Here is a 15,150-nt window from a genome sequence, read left to right on the forward strand (position 1 = left end):
CTACTGACCTGCTGAACTGTGGCTTGCCGCCGGTTACTTGACGACGACAGCCGCGGCCAGCTTCGACAGCGGCTCGCCCAGCGAGTTGACCGCGTCGGAGAAGGTCTTGCGCTCGGCCTCGGTGACCTTGTCGTACGGCGTGAAGGTGCCGTCGGCCTGCTTGTACTTGGCGAGCAGGGTGGTGATCGCGGCGAACTCGGAGTCGAGGGTCTTGGCCAGCTCCGGGTCCTTCTCGGCGGCGACCGGCTTCAGCAGCTCGTAGGCCTTCTGGGCGCCCTCGACGTTGGCCTGGAAGTCCGCCAGGTCGGTGTGGCTGTAGCGGTCCTCCTCGCCGGTGATCTTGTTGGTGGCGACCTCGTCGAGCAGTTCCTTGGCGCCGTTGGCCATGCTGGTCGCGGTGATCTCCGCCGAGGGGATCTTCTTCTGCCAGTCCTTGAGGTCGGTGACCAGCTGGTCGGCGAGGGTCTTCTCCTCGTCGCCGATCTTCGCGTCGGCCCAGAGGGCCTTCTCCAGCCGGTGCCAGCCGGTCCAGGCCTGGCCCTGCTCCAGCTTGTCCTCGCGGGTGTCGGTCTTGGGGTCGACGTCGCCGAAGCTCTCGGCGACCGGCTCGGTGCGCTCCCAGCCGGTGCGCGAGGGCGCGTACAGCGACTTGGCCTTCTCCAGGTCGCCGCCCTTGATCGCGGCGGCGAAGGCCTCGACGGCCGGGATGGTGGCGTCGGCCTGTTCCTGGGCGTACGTGCGGTAGGCGTCGACGGCGGTGGCCAGGCGCGGGTCGGCGGGGGCGGCGCTGCCGCTGTCGCCGGTCACGGTGATCTTCTGGCGGATGCCGTCGCCGACCATGCCGGGCTTGCAGGCGACCTCGTAGCTGCCGGCCTTGATCTCGGCGTTGATGGTGGCCTTGGTGCCGGGGCCGATGTTCTCCCGCTCGGTGACGATCTTGTCGCCGGCGGCGTAGACGTAGACCTCGGTGGTCTTGGAGCCCTTGTTGCTGATGTCGATCACCACATGACCGGCCGGGAAGCTGGTCTTGGAGACCTCGCAGGCGGTGTCGGTGGCGTTCACCTTGACCGCGTCCGCGCCGCCCGCCTTGTCGTCCTTCTTCGAGGCACAGCCGGCCAGGGCGGCGGTGGCCACGGCGAGGCTGAGCAGCGCGGCTGCGGTGGAACGGCGGCGGGCGGACATGGGGGCTCCAACGGAAAAGGGCATGGGGGTGCCAAGGCCTGGTAAAGCGCCGGCCTTGCCGGTGCCTCCTGTTTAGCTAAGGCATACCTTACGTAAGAAGTCTTTACCGTCGACACCCGGGCCCCCGCCCTGCCCGAACCGTTACCTCTCGGCGTACCCCTTCCCCGGCCCCTCCCCGGCCCTTCCCCGCCCCGGCCGCTACCTCCCCGGCGTCCGGCGGGCAGCGGCCCGGGCCGTCCAGCGGCCCTCCTGGCGGCTGATCCGGATCGGGTGGCCGAAGGTCTCGCTGATCAGCTCCGTGGTCATCACCCCGTCCACCGGTCCGGCCGCCACGCACTCGCCCTCGCGCAGCAGCAGCGCGTGGGTGGTGCTCTCCGGCAGCTCCTCCAGGTGGTGGGTGACCAGCACACTGGCCAGCTCTGGGTGCTGGTGGCGCAGCAGGTCCAGGCTGTCCAGCAGCAGTTCGCGGGCGGTGAGGTCCAGCCCGGTGGCGGGCTCGTCGAGCAGCAGCAGCCGGGGGCTGGGCATCAGCGCGCGGGCGATCAGCGCCCGGCCGCGCTCGCCCTGGGAGAGCGTGGTCCACGGGGCGTCGGCCATCGCGGTCATGCCGAGCGTCTCGATCAGCTGCTCGACCCGCTCCAGCGCCTCGGGCGCGGGCTTGCGGTGCCACTCCGGCTCGATGGTGTTGGTGTGGCCGGTGAGCACCACCTCGCGCACGCTCAGCGGCGAGCGCAGCGGGTGGCGCGGGTTGACGTGCCCGAGGTGGGCGCGCAGCTCCCGGACGTCCACCCGGCCGAGCCGGCGGCCGAGCACCTCCACCGTGCCCCGGGTGGGGTGGGAGACCGCTCCGAGCAGGGCGAGCAGGGTGGACTTGCCCGCCCCGTTGGGGCCGAGCAGCGCCCAGTGCTCGCCGGGCTGGATGTCCAGCGTGATGCCGCGCAGCAGGTGCCGGCCGTCGCGCACGACGTCCACGTCCTGGGTGCGCAGCAGCGGGCCGTCGAAGGACGGGTCCATGGTGCAGGTCTCCGATCACGGTGCCGGTCAGGGGGGCGGGGCGCCGCACCGGACCGGCCCGGCGCCGACCGTCCGTGTGCACCGTACAACCGCCGGCCGGGGCGGAGTCCTGCCGTCCGAGGACTGGACTCACCAGAACCCTGTTGCGCGGGGGGAGTTGGGAGGAACATGGTGGATTTCCGAGGGGGACGAGGGGGAGGCGTGATGGTGATGGACGAGGAGCGGCCCCAGACCTTGCACGAGCTGGTCGAGCGGCAGGCCCGCCGGGCGCCGGAGGCGGTGGCGGTGCGCTGTGGCGGCAGCGAGCTGACGTACGGGGAGCTGGACGCGCGGGCCGAGCGGCTGGCCGCCCACTTGGCGGGGCGCGGGCTCGGCCCGGGCGGTCGGGCGGCGGTCGCGCTGGGCCGGGGCACCGAGGTGTACGTCGCCCTGCTGGCGGTGCTGAAGACCGGCGCCGCCTTCGTGCCGCTGGAGCCGACCGCCCCCGACGCGCTGCTGCGGCACGTGCTGGGCGACGCCGCGCCCGAGCTGGTGGTGACGGAGCAGCGCCACCGGGTGCGGCTGGCGGACGCGGGCGGGTCGGAGCTGGTCTGCGTCGACGAACTGGCCCTGCCGCAGCGGGACTTCGTACGGCCGGAGGTCTCCTCGGGGGACGTCGCCTGCGTCTTCTACACCTCCGGCTCCACCGGCCTGCCCACCGGCGCCCTGGTCGAGCACCGCAACCTGCTGGCCGCGTACGCGGGTTGGCACGAGGTGTACGGGCTGACGGCCGAGGACCGGATCCTGCAGACGGCGAGCCTGGAGTTCGACGTCTTCACCGCCGACTGGGTGCGCGCGCTGGGCACCGGCGCCACCCTGGTGGTCACCGCGTTCAACCTCACCCTGGACCGCACCGCCGACCTGGCCGCGCTGCCCGCCCTGGTGGCGGAGGAGCGGATCACCGTCCTGGAGCTGAACGTCCGCACCGCGCGCCGGCTCACCGAGTTGCTGACCGCGACCCGCGTCCGGCTGCCCGGGGTGCGACTGCTCACCGTCGGCGCCGAGAAGTGGTACCTGGACGAGCAGTTGGGCCTCCAGCGGCTGCTCGGCGGCGACACCCGGGTGCTGAACGTCTACGGCCTGGCCGAGGCCACCGTCGACAGCACCTGGTTCGAGGTGCGCGGCGCGGCCGCCGCCGACGGCGCGGAACGGGTCTCGCTGGTCGGCCGCCCCTTCCCCGGCACCCGGGTGTACGTCCTGGGCCCGCAGGCCACCCCGGTGGCGCCCGGGCGGGTGGGCGAGATCGCGATCGCGGGCTCCGGCCTGACCCGCGGCTACCTCAACCGGCCGGTGGACACCGCCCGGCGCTTCGTCCGCGCCGACTACGACCCGGACGGTCGGGTGCTGCTCACCGGCGACCTCGGGGTGATGCGGGCCGACGGCGTGCTGGAGTTCGTCGGCCGGGCCGCCACCGTGGTCGGCCCGCTCGGCCCGAACCGGGCGACCACCGTGACCACCCGGGTCAAGGCGGCCGCCCGCGCCGAGGGCGCGCTGCGCGCCCACCCGGCGGTGCGGGAGGCCGCCGTGGTCGAGGTGCAGCCCGTGCCGGGGCGGCGGGTGCCGGTCGGCTACGTGGTGCCCGTGCAGGGCGCGCCGGGGGGAGTGGACGGCTGGTCGCTCACCCAGTACCTGCTGACGGAGCTCAACGGCTACTCGGCGCCCGCCGCGGTGGTCGTCGTCCCGGAGCTGCCGCGCACCCGCGCCGGGAAGCTGGACCGCTCCGCGCTGCCGTTGCCGGCCCCACCGCAGCACACCGCACCGCAGCACACCGCACCGCGCTCGGCCAAGGCGGGCGGCAGCCGCAAGGGCGGCGGCAAGGCCGGGGGCGGAGCAAGCCCGACGCCGGGCTCGCTGGGCTGCGGGGTGATCGCCGTCCTGCTGTTCGGCACGTTCCTCGCCTGGGTGTTCACCGCCGCCTTCTTCAGGGGCGCGACGGACCTCTCGGCGGTGCCCTCCGGCTACCACTTCTGGTTCGAACTGCTCTACCTGTGCGAGAACCTGGCCTTCGGCGCCGGGATGTCCTTCCTGTTCTTCGGCCTGCCGTCCATCCTGCGGCAGGGCCGGTCGCTCACACTGTCCCTGCTCACCTACTTCTCGGTGTTCTGGCTGCTCGCCTCCTGGTGGCCGCAGGACAACCTCTACCGGCTCACCGCCGCCACCGACTGGACCCGGGAGACGGTGCTGGTCTACCTCTTCAACATCCCGCTGATGCTGGCCGCAGTGGTGGTCGTGACCTTCCTGCTGCGAAGGCCGACCACCACGGGGAAGTAGGTCTCAGCGCAGCGCCTCGAACATCCCGGTCAGCGCGTGGTTGGCCGCCGTGAGCAGGGCCTGGGCGGCGTCCAGCGCCTCGGCGTCCGGCCCGGCCAGGGCGAGGCCGACGGCGGGCTCCGGGTCGTGGGCCGCCGTCGGGATCAGCGGCAGCAGGGTGACGCCGAGCCGGGCGCAGCGCGGGCGCAGCCGGTCGAGGTGGTCGTGCAGCGCCTCGGGGGCGAGCCGGGCGCCGAGCGGCAGCGCGTCCAGGGTGCGGACCAGGTGGCCGGGGCCGCGCACCCGGTCCAGCCGCTCGCGCAGTACGAAGGCGACGGCGGGGCCGGTGAGCCGCAGGTTGATCTCGGTGGGGGCGAGGCGGCGCTGCCGGTCGGTGACGAAGTCGACGTCGTACCAGCCGCGGTAGCCCTCGGCGGCCAGCCGCTCCCCCACCGCGAGGGCGAACCGGCGGGCGATCTCGTCGGCGGCCCGCGGGACGACGCCCGGTCCGACGGTGACGCCCTGGTAGCGGGTGCCGGCCACCTCCATGACGCCCGCCCCGACCGGGTGCACGGTGCCGTCGCGGCCGATCACGGCGTCGTAGGTGAGGTCGCGCAGCCGGGCGGCCGGGCCCGGGTCAACGTACTCCTCCAGCAGCAACTCGCCCTGGGGCGGCAGGACTTCGGTGCGCACCAGGCGGCGCAGCAGGGCGCCCCCGCCGCCCGCGGCGAACAGCTCGGCGGGCTCGACCACGACGGTGCCGTAACCGCCCACGCCGTGCGGGCTCTTGAGCACGGTGGTCAGGCCGCGGGCGGCGCGGACGGTCAGCCGCAGGGCGGCGCGGCGGCGGCCTTCGACGCGCTCCTGGCCGGGGACGACGACGCCGGGGTGCGCGGGGGCGAGGGCGGCGAACAGCCCGTGCGCGGCGGCCTTGGACTCGTAGCGGCGGACGGCGGCCAGGTCGGGCCCCTCGCCCTGGGCCGCCGTTCGGCCCCAACTGACCACCGGGTGACCGGAGTCGGCGATCCGGGCGGCCAGCGCGGGCCGGTCGGCGAGCGCCTCGGCGAGGGTCCGGCCGGCCGCCAGCCCGCTGTGCACCTCGACCGGACCCCAGGCCAACTCCCGGCCCAGCCAGTCGATCCAGGCCCGGTCGACCTCGGCGGGCAGCACCAGCACGGCCGGCTCGGGGCTGTAGCCGACGGCCAGGCAGGCGTAGTGGTGCGCGTGCCGCAGCCGCCGCTCCCGCTGCGCGGCGTCCATCCCCGGCGCGAAGAACTGCGCGTTGAAGTCCGCGACGTTGCCGATGTGCACCGCCGCCCGCCCGCCGGTCCAGGCCCCCACCCATCCGTCCATGGAGCGGAAGCGTAGGGCCTCGGGCGACCGGACCGACAGCCTCGCGCCGCGCTACCGGCGGTCGTCGTCCGGTAGTCGATCGTCACGACGGCAGTGTGGACGGCTTGTTAAGTCCCGATCATTTTTGATTGACCAGGACACAACTTGGCAAAGTTATGACCTTTCCTCTAGCTGAACCTGACTGATCGCCGTCAATCTCGGTCGCAGCTCTTCGCGCCGCAGCTCATTTCCCCGCACCTGCAGCTACCCCCACTGGAGCCAGCGTGACCCCCACCTCCTCCGCCCGCCGTGTCCGCACGGCCGGAGCGATAGCCGTCGTCGCCGCCCTCGCCGCCGTGGCCGTCCCCACCACGGCCGCCGCCGCCCCCGCCACCCGCGAGGCCGCGATCGCCCAGGCCCGCGCCAACGTCACCCACAACCCCGGGGTGTTCGGCTACGGCACGGGCCAGGACCTCGTCCTCAAGGACGCCGTCCTCGACGCCGACGGCACCTCGCACATCCGCTTCGACCGCACCTACCAGGGCCTTCCCGTGGTCGGCGGCGACCTGGTCGTCCACCAGGACGCCCGCGGCCGGCTCAAGGACACCTCCCGGGCGGCCGCCCACGACGCCGCCGTGAAGTCCACCGTCCCCAAGGTCCCCGCCCAGGCCGGCGCCGCGAACGCGCTCTCCGCCGCCCCCGGCGTCAAGGACGCCACCAGCAGCCCCGAGCTGGTCGTCTGGGCCGCCGACGGCACCCCGCGCCTGGCCTGGCGCACCGTCGTCGAGGGCACCGGCGACCACGGCCAGCCGGCCGGCAAGGTCGTCGTCACCGACGCCACCACCGGCGAGCAGATCGAGTCCTACGACGCCGAGCACCAGGCCGCCGGCACCGGGAACTCCGAGTACACCGGTCAGGTCACCATCGACACCACCGCGGCCAACGGCGGCTACACCCTCACCGACCCGGTCCGCGGCCACGTCACCAAGGACGCCGGCAACCTCTCCGCGAGCTCGATCAAGGCGAGTTCCGGCACCCCGTTCACCAGCACCACCAACGTCTGGGGCGACGGCAGGAAGTTCTCCACCGACCGCGCCACCGCCGCCGTCGACGCCCACGCCAACACCGCCTGGACGTACGACTACTACAAGAACGTGCACGGCCGGAACGGCATCAAGAACGACGGCAAGGGCGCGACCGTCTTCGTCCACGTCGGCACCAATTGGGACAACGCCCAGTGGTCCGACAGCTGCTTCTGCATGATGACCGGCGACGGCAACGGCAACACCGACCCCGAGCAGGTCGACCTCGACACCATGGGCCACGAGATGACCCACGGCGTCACCAGCGCCACCGCCAACCTGCGCTACAGCGGCGAGTCCGGCGGCCTCAACGAGTCCACCAGCGACATCTTCGGCACCATGGTCGAGTGGTACGCCAACAACAAGATCGACACCGGCGACTACCTGTTCAGCGACCAGTCCACCCCGCCGTGGCTGCGCCGCTTCGACAAGCCCTCGCTGGACGGCAAGTCGGCCGACTGCTGGAGCAGTTCGGTCGGCAGGCTCGACGTCCACAACTCCTCCGGCGTCGGCAACCACTGGTTCTACCTCGCCAGCGAGGGCAGCGGCAGCAAGAGCATCAACGGGGTCACCTACAACAGCCCCACCTGCAACAAGTCCACCGTGACCGGCATCGGCAACCAGAAGGTCGCCAAGATCTGGTACCGCGCGCTGACCGTCTACATGACCTCCACCACCAACTACAAGGGCGCCCGCGCCGCCTCGCTCAACGCCGCCCGCGACCTCTACGGCGCCGGCAGCACCGAGTACAGCGCGGTCGCCGCGGCCTGGAGCGCGGTCAGCGTCAACTAGGCTTGCGTTTACAGCAGTTCAGCTGTTGAAGCCGATGTGGACGTGATCGTGGTGAGTGTCATCGGTGAAGTACTGGTTGCCGACCCCCGCGATCGCCACCGGCCCGCCCACGTTGTACGAACCGGCCGCCGCCGCGTCCCGCATGAAGGACTCGATCAGCTGCCGGGGCGTGGCCGGGTCCACCACCGCCCGGCCGTCGATCCGCCAGACGTCGAAGGCCCGGCCCAGCGGATGGTCGCTGGGCCGGGTCGTCCCGAAGACGTCCAGGGGGTGGCCGGTGCGCACCACGCTCACCGACAGCGAGTACGGGCCGGCCAGCCGCAGCATCGCCGCCAGGACGGTGTCGTGGACCGCGCCGCTGCGCAGGTCGGCGGCCGCCTCGGGCGGCAGCTCGATCCTCGGCTCGGCCAGCACCTTCACCACCGCCGGGGCGGGCGAGGCGGCGGCCGGGCCCGGGTCGCCGGGGTTCACCGCGGTGACGTCCCAGCGCGGCGCCGCCCGGCTCAGCCGGACGTCCACCGTGATGCCGCCCGCCGCCACCGAGCCGTCCGGCTGCCTGGTCCACTGGCGGCAGACCACCAGCACGCTCGCCGAGTCGGCGAGGATCCCGCCGTACTGGGCGTCGACCACCTCCAGGCTCGCCTCCGGCGCCGCCGGGGCAAGCCGCCCGGCCTGGTCCGCCAGCCCCGGCGGCAGGCCCAGCGCGGCCACCCGGGCCCGGGCCGGCTCGGCCCCCTGGCCACCGGGCGGCCAGGCGCCGAGGGCGGCGACCAGCTCGACGGCGCGGCGCTTGACGTCGGGCTGGATCTCGCCGGGGCCGGGCTGCCAGAGCGGCGAGGCGGGCAGCGGGGGCGGGGTCGTGGGGGTCGGGGTTGTCGTGACGGGGGTCGGGTTCGTCTGTTCGGGTGAGGTGGTGCTCGAGCTCGCGCTCGAACTCGCAGGCGCCACGGCGGACTTCGCCCCACTCCCGCACCCCGCCGCCCCCAGCAGCAGTGCCGCCGCACCCGCCCGCAGCACCCCGCGTCGGCCCGTACCCCGGTCACCGTCTCCGCTCGTCATGCCGTCAGTATGCGACCGGGGGCCGTGCCGGGGGCGCGGGCGTCAGCCCAGACGGCGGATCGGCTCACCCGCCAGGAAGGCCGCGATGTCCTCCACCGCCTCGGAGAAGTACCGGCGGTAGTTGTCCTGCGAGACGTACCCCAGGTGCGGGGTGGCCAGCAGTCGGGGCGCGCGGCGCAGCGGGTGGGCGGCGGGCAGCGGCTCGGTGTCGAAGACGTCCACGGCGGCGCCCGCGATCCGGCCGCCGTTGAGCGCGGCGAGCAGCGCCTCCTGGTCGACGATCGCCGCCCGGGAGGTGTTCACCAGGTAGGCCTCCGGCTTCATCAGGGCGAGTTCGGCGGCGCCGATCAGCCCCCGGGTGCTCGCGTCGGACGCGAGGTGGATCGACACGAAGTCGCTCTCCCCGAGCAGTTGCTCCTTCGACCCGGCCCGGCGCACACCGGCCCCGGCCGCCCGCTCGTCGGTCAGGTTCCGGCTCCAGGCGAGCACGTCCATGCCGAAGGCGAGCCCCACCCGGGCGACCGCGCCGCCGATCCGGCCGAGGCCGAGCAGCCCGAGCGTCCGTCCGTGCAGGTCCGCCCCGACGGTGCTCTGCCAGGGCCCTCCCTCGCGCAGCGCGGTGTTCTCCTGGACGATGCCGCGGGCCAGGCCGAGCAGCAGCGCCCAGGTCAGCTCGACCGGCGGGGTGCCGGAGCTGGCCGTGCCGCAGACCGTGACGCCGTGCTCCTCGGCGGCCGCGAGGTCGATCACCGCGTTGCGCATGCCGGAGGCGACCAGCAGCTTGAGGCGGGGCAGCCTGGCGAACAGCGTGGCGGGGAACGGCACCCGCTCGCGCAGGGTGACCACGATGTCGAACCCGGAGAGCACGGCGGCCAGTTCGGCCTCCGAGCCGTGGTGCTCGCGGAAGGCGGTCACCTCGACCCGGTCGGCCACCGGGGACCAGTCGGCGGAGCTGGTGGCGACGCCCTGGAAGTCGTCCAGGACGGCGCAGCGAAGGAGCGGAAGCGTCATGCCCGCAGCTTCCCAGACGGCGGCGGGCCGGGGGGCCGCAGACCGTAGCGGTCCCGCTCCCGGTCCCGGACGATCCACGGGGGCTCGCCGAGCTTGGCCCGCAGGACGGCCATCGGGTGTCGCAGCTCCCGGTGGTCGAACAGGCCGTCCCAGCCGTGCAGTTGGATGTCCACCAGGTCGTGCATCCCTTCGCCCAACTCGATCAGCGTGCGCAGTGCCCGGGTGTCCTGGTGGGTGAGCCGGACCTGCCGGCCGTCCACGGTGACGATCCGGGCGTCCAGGTCGAGGACGAGGCGTCCCTCGAAGGTGGTCAGCGCGCCTCGCGGTTCGCCCACGGGCTGTTCCTGCTCCATACCCGGCAGCCTATCCAGTGCGGCTCCGCACTGAACTCCTCCTCGGGACGTAGAGCCGGCCCCGCTCGGTCCCGCTCGGCTCCGCTGGGATAGACCTGCCACCAGTCCCATATGCTCGACCGGAACGCCGAGTTGCGCTTCCCCTCCCTGGTACGACGGTGTCTCCTCCCATCCGGCCGAGGGGCCCTGAACGCCGACTACCGCCACGCCGCCCCCTGAACACCGTGCCGACCGCACCCTCAGCCGTCCGGGTTCAGCAGCGCCTCCGCGGTGGCCGTCCGGGCGTACAGCACCCAGCGCCCCGCTCGGTGGGCGCTGACCAGGCGGGCGTCCCGCAGCGCCGTCAGGTACTGGGAGACGGCCGAGGGCGACAGGCCGGTGCGGCAGGCGAGTTCGGTGGTCGAGGCTGGCGCGGCGAGTTCGGCGAGCAGCAGAGTGCGGGAGCGGCCGAGTACCGCGGCGAGTGCCGCCGTGCCGGGGGCCGTCGCCTTCGCCGCCCAAAGGCCGCCGATCCCCCTTGCCGGGTAGGCGAGTTGGGGCGGGGCCGGCGGGGAGAGCAGGGTGTACAGGCCGGGGCCGGTGAAGGCGGAGGGGATCAGCAGCAGGCCAGGCCCGGCCGTGCGGCGGGGCATCGGGCGGGGCCTGCGGCTCAGCTGCAGGGCGCCGTCGGTCCAGCGCAGTTCGGCGTGCAGGTCGTTCAGCACCCGTTCGGCGCCGTGCTCGGCGGCCTGCCGGGCCCGGTGCAGCACGTCGGCGTCGAGCACAGCGCGGATCCGCGCCCAGTACGGGGCGAGGGCCAGCTCCCAGTACGCCTCGATCGCCTCGGCGAGCCGCGCCAGCCCGGCTTCCGGGTCGGCGTGCAGGGCCCGCAGCCTCGGCCCGAGTCCGCCCCGGTCCGCCTGGTCCGCCTGGCCCGCCCGGTCTACCCGGTCCGCCCGGTCCGCCTGGTCCGCAGCCAGCCGGTCCAGGTCGCGCCGGACCTGCCCGGCGGGGGTGGCGCGGATCGCGGCGAGTTCCCCGGCGAGGGTCGGCGCGGGACCGGTCGGGGCCGGGTTGAGGAAGTCCGGCACGTAGCCGGCGGGCGGCACGAGTTCGGCGAGCAGCCCGTACGCGGGGCCGAGCGCCGCCAGCCGGGGCCGGACCTGCTCCACCCAGGGGCCGTGGACGGCGTGCGGCAGCCCCGAGCGCAGCAGGCGCAGGCTCGGCCCGACCTCCCACATCGGTGCGACGACGAACCGCATCCGTGCCAGGTCACCCGCCGTGAACAGCAGCTCCGCCAACACCCGCCCCCGTGGATTCACACATGTCCGAATCAGTGGCGCTCAGGCTAGTGCAGTGCCGATCATGATCGGCATGACCTCCGACACCACCCTCACCGCCGCCTCGGCCGGCACCTGGCAGCTCGGCGACCGCGCCGTCCACCGGATCGGCTTCGGCACGATGCGCCTGCCGCAGACCGGCCCGGCCCTCGTACCGGACGCCGTACCGCGCGACCGCGACCAGGCCCTGCGGGTGCTGCGCCGCGCGGTCGAACTGGGCGTCAACCACATCGACACCGCCGCCTTCTACTTCTCCCCGCTGCGCTCCGCCAACGAGCTGATCAACCGCGCCCTCGCCCCGTACAGCGACGACCTGGTGATCGCCACCAAGGTCGGCCCCGCCCGCGGCACCGACGGCCGGTGGACCGAGCACGCCCGCACCCCCGAGGCGCTGCGCGCCCAGGTCGAGGAGAACCTGCGCCAGCTCGGCCGCGACCACCTCGACCTGGTCAACCTGCGCATCCTCGGCACCGACTCGATCGCCGAACGCTTCGGCGCACTCGCCGAGTTGCAGCAGGCCGGGCTGATCCGCCGGCTCGGCCTCTCCAACATCCACCCGCACCAGCTCGCCGAGGCCCAGACCATCGCCCCGGTCACCTGCGTGCAGAACCCGTACGGCATCGGCGCCTCGCCCGCCCAGGACGAGCTGCTGCGGCTCTGCGGCGAGCAGGGCATCGCCTTCGTCCCCTTCTACGCCATCGCCGGCGCCGGGCGGGAAGGCGGTGTCGGCAGTGCCGGTGGCGCCGAGCCCGGCGAGGTCCGGACGGTGGCCGAGGCGCGCGGCGTCAGCACCGCCCAGATCCGGCTGGCCTGGACGCTCCACCGGGGCCCGCACGTCCTCGCCATCCCGGGCACCGGCGATGTGGCGCACCTGGAGGACAACATCGCCGCCGGCGCCCTGCGGCTGACGACGGAGGAACTGGCCCTGCTGGACCGGGCCCACGCGGGCTGACCCGGAACCACCACCCGGCGCACGGGCGTCACTCCGGGCACCGACGTCACCGAACGCCTCCCGGAGCCCGCCCGTGCCCGACACCGCCACCCGCTACCTCTACCTCGCCCGCCACGGCGAGGCCACCCGCGGCGGCCAGGACGGCCCTGGCGGCCCGAACAGCCCGGACAGCCCGGCCGGCGGCGGCCTCACCGCCGCCGGCCGCCGCCAGGCCGCCCTGCTCGGGCGCCGACTGGCGAACCGCCCCCTCACGGCCGTCCACCACGGGCCGCTCCCCCGGGCCGCCCAGACCGCCCGGCTCATCGGCGAACAGCTCGACGGGGTGCCGGTGTCGGCCTGCGAGGAGGCCGGCGACTACGTCCCGTACGTCCCGGCCGCCGACGAGCTCCCGGCCGACAGCGCAGAGTTCCTGTTGCGCTTCCTGGCCGGCGCCTCCGAGGAGGAGCGCTCCCGCGGCCCGGAACTGGCCCGCCGGGCCGTCGACCGCTTCACCGGACCGGTCGACGGCCCCGAGGACCGGCACGAACTGGTCGTCACCCATGCCTTCCTGATCGGCTGGCTGGTCCGCCACGTCCTGGACGCCCCCGCCTGGCGCTGGCTCGGCCTCAACGCCCCCAACGCCGCCCTCACCGTGCTCCGCTTCGCCCCCGGCCGTCCCTCCGCCGTCCTCCTCCTGAACGACCAGTCCCACCTGCCCGAGGACCTGCGCTGGACGGGCTTCCCACCCGAGCTGCGGGTCTGAAACCCTCCGGCGAGTCGTCTCCCGAGGTTGTCGACAGGAATATGCAGACCGGTCTACAGTCTCTTTCCATGGGAGCCAAGGGCGAGGAGACCCGGGCCCGGCTGATCGCCGGCACCCGGGAACTGATCGAGCAGCAGGGGTACTCCGGCACGGGCCTGAACCAGGTCCTGGCCGTCACCGGCGCGCCGCGCGGCTCGCTCTACTTCCACTTCCCCGGCGGCAAGGACCAACTGGTCGCCGCCGCACTGCTGCAAGCCGGCCAGGAGGTCGCGGACCTGCTGACCGGCCTGGCCGCCGACGGGGCCGACGCCGCCGCGCTCAGCCGGCACCTCACCGAGGTGTTCGCGGAGCGCCTGGCCCGGTCCGACTACACCAAGGGTTGCCCGATCGCGACCGTCGCCCTGGAGGTCGCCGGCACCAACGAGCCCCTGCGCGCCGTCTGCGCCGAGGTGTACGACGGCTGGCAGCGCATCCTGGCCGACCAGTTGACGGCCGGGGGCTTCCGACCGGCCGAGGCCGCGGTGGCCGCCGGCCAGGCGCTGGCCCTGATGGAGGGCGCGGTACTGCTCGCCTCGGTCAGGCGCAGCCGCGAGCCCCTGGACGACGCCCGCCACGCCGTCCTCCACCTCCTCGGCGCCAAGGCCCCCGGCCGTCGGTAGCCGGTGGCCGGTAGCCGGTAGCCGCCCGCGGTCGCCGCTGCGGAGCGCCGACCCCACACCGACACATATGCAGACTGGTCTATAGAGAACAATCTGCAGACCGGTCTACAGATCACTGAGCCACCTGCGCCACTCACTCCTCCACCCCGTCGACCCGGCCACCCCCAGTCACCCATAACCCCCAGAGCGCGCCACCGCCTCGGCAGAGCACCACTTCACGCCCCAAAAATATGCAGACCGGTCTACAGAAAGACAGCTACCGCCCATGCCACTCACGCCCCCACCCCCGCACACTCTCGTCCTGGGCGCCGGCGGCTTCCTCGGCCGCTGGCTACTCCTCGAACTCCTCCGCCACGGCGAGCCCGTGGCCGCCGCCGTCCGCACCGGCGAGAGCGACGCCGCCCTCCGCACCTGGCTGCGCGAGCACGATGCCGACCCGACCCCGCTGACCACCGTCACCGCCGACCTCACCCGCCCGGGCCTCGGCCTCTCCCCCGAGGACGACGCCCGGCTCGCCGAGGTGCGCGACGTCCACAACCTCGCCGCCCGCTACCGCTTCGGCCTCACCCGCGCCCAGGCCGAACCCGCCAACGTCGACGGCGCCCTGCACGCACTGCACTGGTCCGCGACCCGACCCCGGCTGCGCCGGCTGGTCCACCTCTCCGGCTACCGGGTCGGCCGCGACCCCCACCCCCGGTACCCGCTCGACCCCGGCACCACCGCTGCCCTCTACTCCCGCCTCGGCGCCTACGAGGCCTCCAAGCAACTCGGCGACGCCGCCGTCCGGGTCACGGCACCCCGGCTCGGCGTCCCGCTCACCACCGTCAACCCGAGCAGCGTGATCGGCCATTCGGCCACCGGCGAAGCCGGCCAGTACCTCGGCCTCGCCCAACTGGTACGCCAGCTCCACCGCGGCCGCCTCCCCCTGCTGCCGGGCACCCGCCGCACCTTCCTGCCCGTCGTCACCGTCGACCACCTGGCCCGGTTCCTGGCCGCCGTCCCGGCGCACGACCACGCCCCGACCGCCGCCCACACCGTCCTCGACCCCGCCACCCCCGTCCTCCCCGAGCTGATCGCCCTCCTCGCCACCCACCTCGGCGTCCGCCCACCCCGCGGCCTGGTCCCCGTCCCGCTCGTCCGCCGGCTCCCCCGCGCCCTCACCGGAGCCGACCCGGAGACCCTCACCTTCCTCTCCGAGGACCGCTACGACACCTCCTCCGCCGACGCCCTGTCCGCCGCCGCCGGCCTCACCCACCCACCCCTCGCCCCCGCCCTCCGCCACTGGGCCGACCACCTCGTCCTCGACGCCTTCGGCGACCACTGACCCCGCCCCGCCCCGCACATGAAGTCGCCCCCACCGACTT

General features: G+C 74.0%; 13 protein-coding genes. 6 read left to right on the forward strand and 7 right to left on the reverse strand.

The window, feature by feature from the left end:
* Positions 1 to 33 precede the first annotated feature (33 nt).
* Both efeO and ACFVXG_RS14070 read right to left on the reverse strand, forming a co-directional pair.
* On the reverse strand, positions 34 to 1,182 hold the full coding sequence (efeO, locus tag ACFVXG_RS14065; protein WP_387927289.1) for an iron uptake system protein EfeO: 1,149 nt from the start codon (positions 1,180 to 1,182) through the stop codon (positions 34 to 36).
* Between the two features lie 198 nt (positions 1,183 to 1,380).
* Positions 1,381 to 2,196, reverse strand: coding sequence for an ABC transporter ATP-binding protein (locus tag ACFVXG_RS14070; RefSeq protein ID WP_387927291.1), 816 nt, complete (start codon positions 2,194 to 2,196; stop codon positions 1,381 to 1,383).
* Between the two features lie 204 nt (positions 2,197 to 2,400).
* Between ACFVXG_RS14070 and ACFVXG_RS14075 the strand changes: the two genes are divergently transcribed.
* A complete protein-coding gene (locus tag ACFVXG_RS14075) occupies positions 2,401 to 4,506 on the forward strand; it encodes an amino acid adenylation domain-containing protein (protein WP_387927293.1) in 2,106 nt (701 codons plus the stop codon).
* A gap of 3 nt (positions 4,507 to 4,509) precedes the next feature.
* Here the strand turns inward: ACFVXG_RS14075 and ACFVXG_RS14080 are convergent, their stop codons facing one another.
* Positions 4,510 to 5,838 carry a hypothetical protein gene (locus tag ACFVXG_RS14080; protein ID WP_387927295.1) on the reverse strand — a complete coding sequence of 443 codons (1,329 nt, stop codon included), beginning with the start codon at positions 5,836 to 5,838 and terminating at the stop codon, positions 4,510 to 4,512.
* 263 nt (positions 5,839 to 6,101) lie between these two features.
* On the opposite strand from ACFVXG_RS14080, the gene ACFVXG_RS14085 reads away from it, so the two are divergent.
* Positions 6,102 to 7,691, forward strand: coding sequence for a M4 family metallopeptidase (locus ACFVXG_RS14085; protein ID WP_387927297.1), 1,590 nt, complete (start codon positions 6,102 to 6,104; stop codon positions 7,689 to 7,691).
* Positions 7,692 to 7,709: 18 nt separating this feature from the next.
* Here ACFVXG_RS14085 and ACFVXG_RS14090 read toward each other — a convergent pair whose 3' ends face one another.
* From ACFVXG_RS14090 to ACFVXG_RS14105, 4 genes are all read right to left on the reverse strand, one after another.
* Entirely contained in the window at positions 7,710 to 8,750 is a 1,041-nt protein-coding gene (locus ACFVXG_RS14090; protein WP_387927299.1) for a hypothetical protein, read from the reverse strand.
* A 42-nt stretch (positions 8,751 to 8,792) separates the two neighbouring features.
* Positions 8,793 to 9,761: a D-2-hydroxyacid dehydrogenase family protein gene (locus ACFVXG_RS14095; RefSeq protein ID WP_387927301.1), complete on the reverse strand. Its 969-nt coding sequence runs from the start codon at positions 9,759 to 9,761 to the stop codon at positions 8,793 to 8,795.
* The gene (locus tag ACFVXG_RS14100; RefSeq protein ID WP_387927303.1) at positions 9,758 to 10,096 is read right to left on the reverse strand and encodes a hypothetical protein; all 339 of its coding nucleotides are present in this window, start codon (positions 10,094 to 10,096) and stop codon (positions 9,758 to 9,760) included. The genes ACFVXG_RS14095 and ACFVXG_RS14100 overlap by 4 nt, the downstream gene beginning before the upstream one ends.
* A gap of 257 nt (positions 10,097 to 10,353) precedes the next feature.
* Positions 10,354 to 11,397: a DUF5937 family protein gene (locus tag ACFVXG_RS14105; protein ID WP_387927833.1), complete on the reverse strand. Its 1,044-nt coding sequence runs from the start codon at positions 11,395 to 11,397 to the stop codon at positions 10,354 to 10,356.
* Between the two features lie 70 nt (positions 11,398 to 11,467).
* Here ACFVXG_RS14105 and ACFVXG_RS14110 point away from each other — a divergent pair, with 70 nt between their 5' ends.
* The 4 genes from ACFVXG_RS14110 (at position 11,468) to ACFVXG_RS14125 (ending at position 15,110) form a co-directional block, all read left to right on the forward strand.
* On the forward strand, positions 11,468 to 12,385 hold the full coding sequence (locus tag ACFVXG_RS14110) for an aldo/keto reductase (RefSeq protein WP_387927305.1): 918 nt from the start codon (positions 11,468 to 11,470) through the stop codon (positions 12,383 to 12,385).
* Between the two features lie 73 nt (positions 12,386 to 12,458).
* Positions 12,459 to 13,127: a histidine phosphatase family protein gene (locus ACFVXG_RS14115; RefSeq protein ID WP_387927307.1), complete on the forward strand. Its 669-nt coding sequence runs from the start codon at positions 12,459 to 12,461 to the stop codon at positions 13,125 to 13,127.
* Between the two features lie 68 nt (positions 13,128 to 13,195).
* Positions 13,196 to 13,786 carry a TetR/AcrR family transcriptional regulator gene (locus tag ACFVXG_RS14120; protein WP_387927309.1) on the forward strand — a complete coding sequence of 197 codons (591 nt, stop codon included), beginning with the start codon at positions 13,196 to 13,198 and terminating at the stop codon, positions 13,784 to 13,786.
* Between the two features lie 265 nt (positions 13,787 to 14,051).
* Positions 14,052 to 15,110, forward strand: coding sequence for an SDR family oxidoreductase (locus ACFVXG_RS14125; RefSeq protein WP_387927311.1), 1,059 nt, complete (start codon positions 14,052 to 14,054; stop codon positions 15,108 to 15,110).
* Positions 15,111 to 15,150 lie beyond the last annotated feature (40 nt).

Source organism: Kitasatospora sp. NPDC058162 (assembly GCF_042884005.1).
Lineage (GTDB): Bacteria > Actinomycetota > Actinomycetes > Streptomycetales > Streptomycetaceae > Kitasatospora.

Excerpts from the sequence above, each read along its gene's own strand:
- ACFVXG_RS14070 (WP_387927291.1), bottom strand. The coding sequence starts at position 2,196 with ATGGACCCGTCCTTCGACGGCCCGCTGCTGCGCACCCAGGACGTGGAC.
- ACFVXG_RS14080 (WP_387927295.1), bottom strand. The coding sequence starts at position 5,838 with ATGGACGGATGGGTGGGGGCCTGGACCGGCGGGCGGGCGGCGGTGCAC.
- ACFVXG_RS14075 (WP_387927293.1), top strand. The coding sequence starts at position 2,401 with ATGGTGATGGACGAGGAGCGGCCCCAGACCTTGCACGAGCTGGTCGAG.
- ACFVXG_RS14095 (WP_387927301.1), bottom strand. The coding sequence starts at position 9,761 with ATGACGCTTCCGCTCCTTCGCTGCGCCGTCCTGGACGACTTCCAGGGC.
- ACFVXG_RS14090 (WP_387927299.1), bottom strand. The coding sequence starts at position 8,750 with ATGACGAGCGGAGACGGTGACCGGGGTACGGGCCGACGCGGGGTGCTG.
- ACFVXG_RS14125 (WP_387927311.1), top strand. The coding sequence starts at position 14,052 with ATGCCACTCACGCCCCCACCCCCGCACACTCTCGTCCTGGGCGCCGGC.
- ACFVXG_RS14120 (WP_387927309.1), top strand. The coding sequence starts at position 13,196 with ATGGGAGCCAAGGGCGAGGAGACCCGGGCCCGGCTGATCGCCGGCACC.
- efeO (WP_387927289.1), bottom strand. The coding sequence starts at position 1,182 with ATGTCCGCCCGCCGCCGTTCCACCGCAGCCGCGCTGCTCAGCCTCGCC.
- ACFVXG_RS14110 (WP_387927305.1), top strand. The coding sequence starts at position 11,468 with ATGACCTCCGACACCACCCTCACCGCCGCCTCGGCCGGCACCTGGCAG.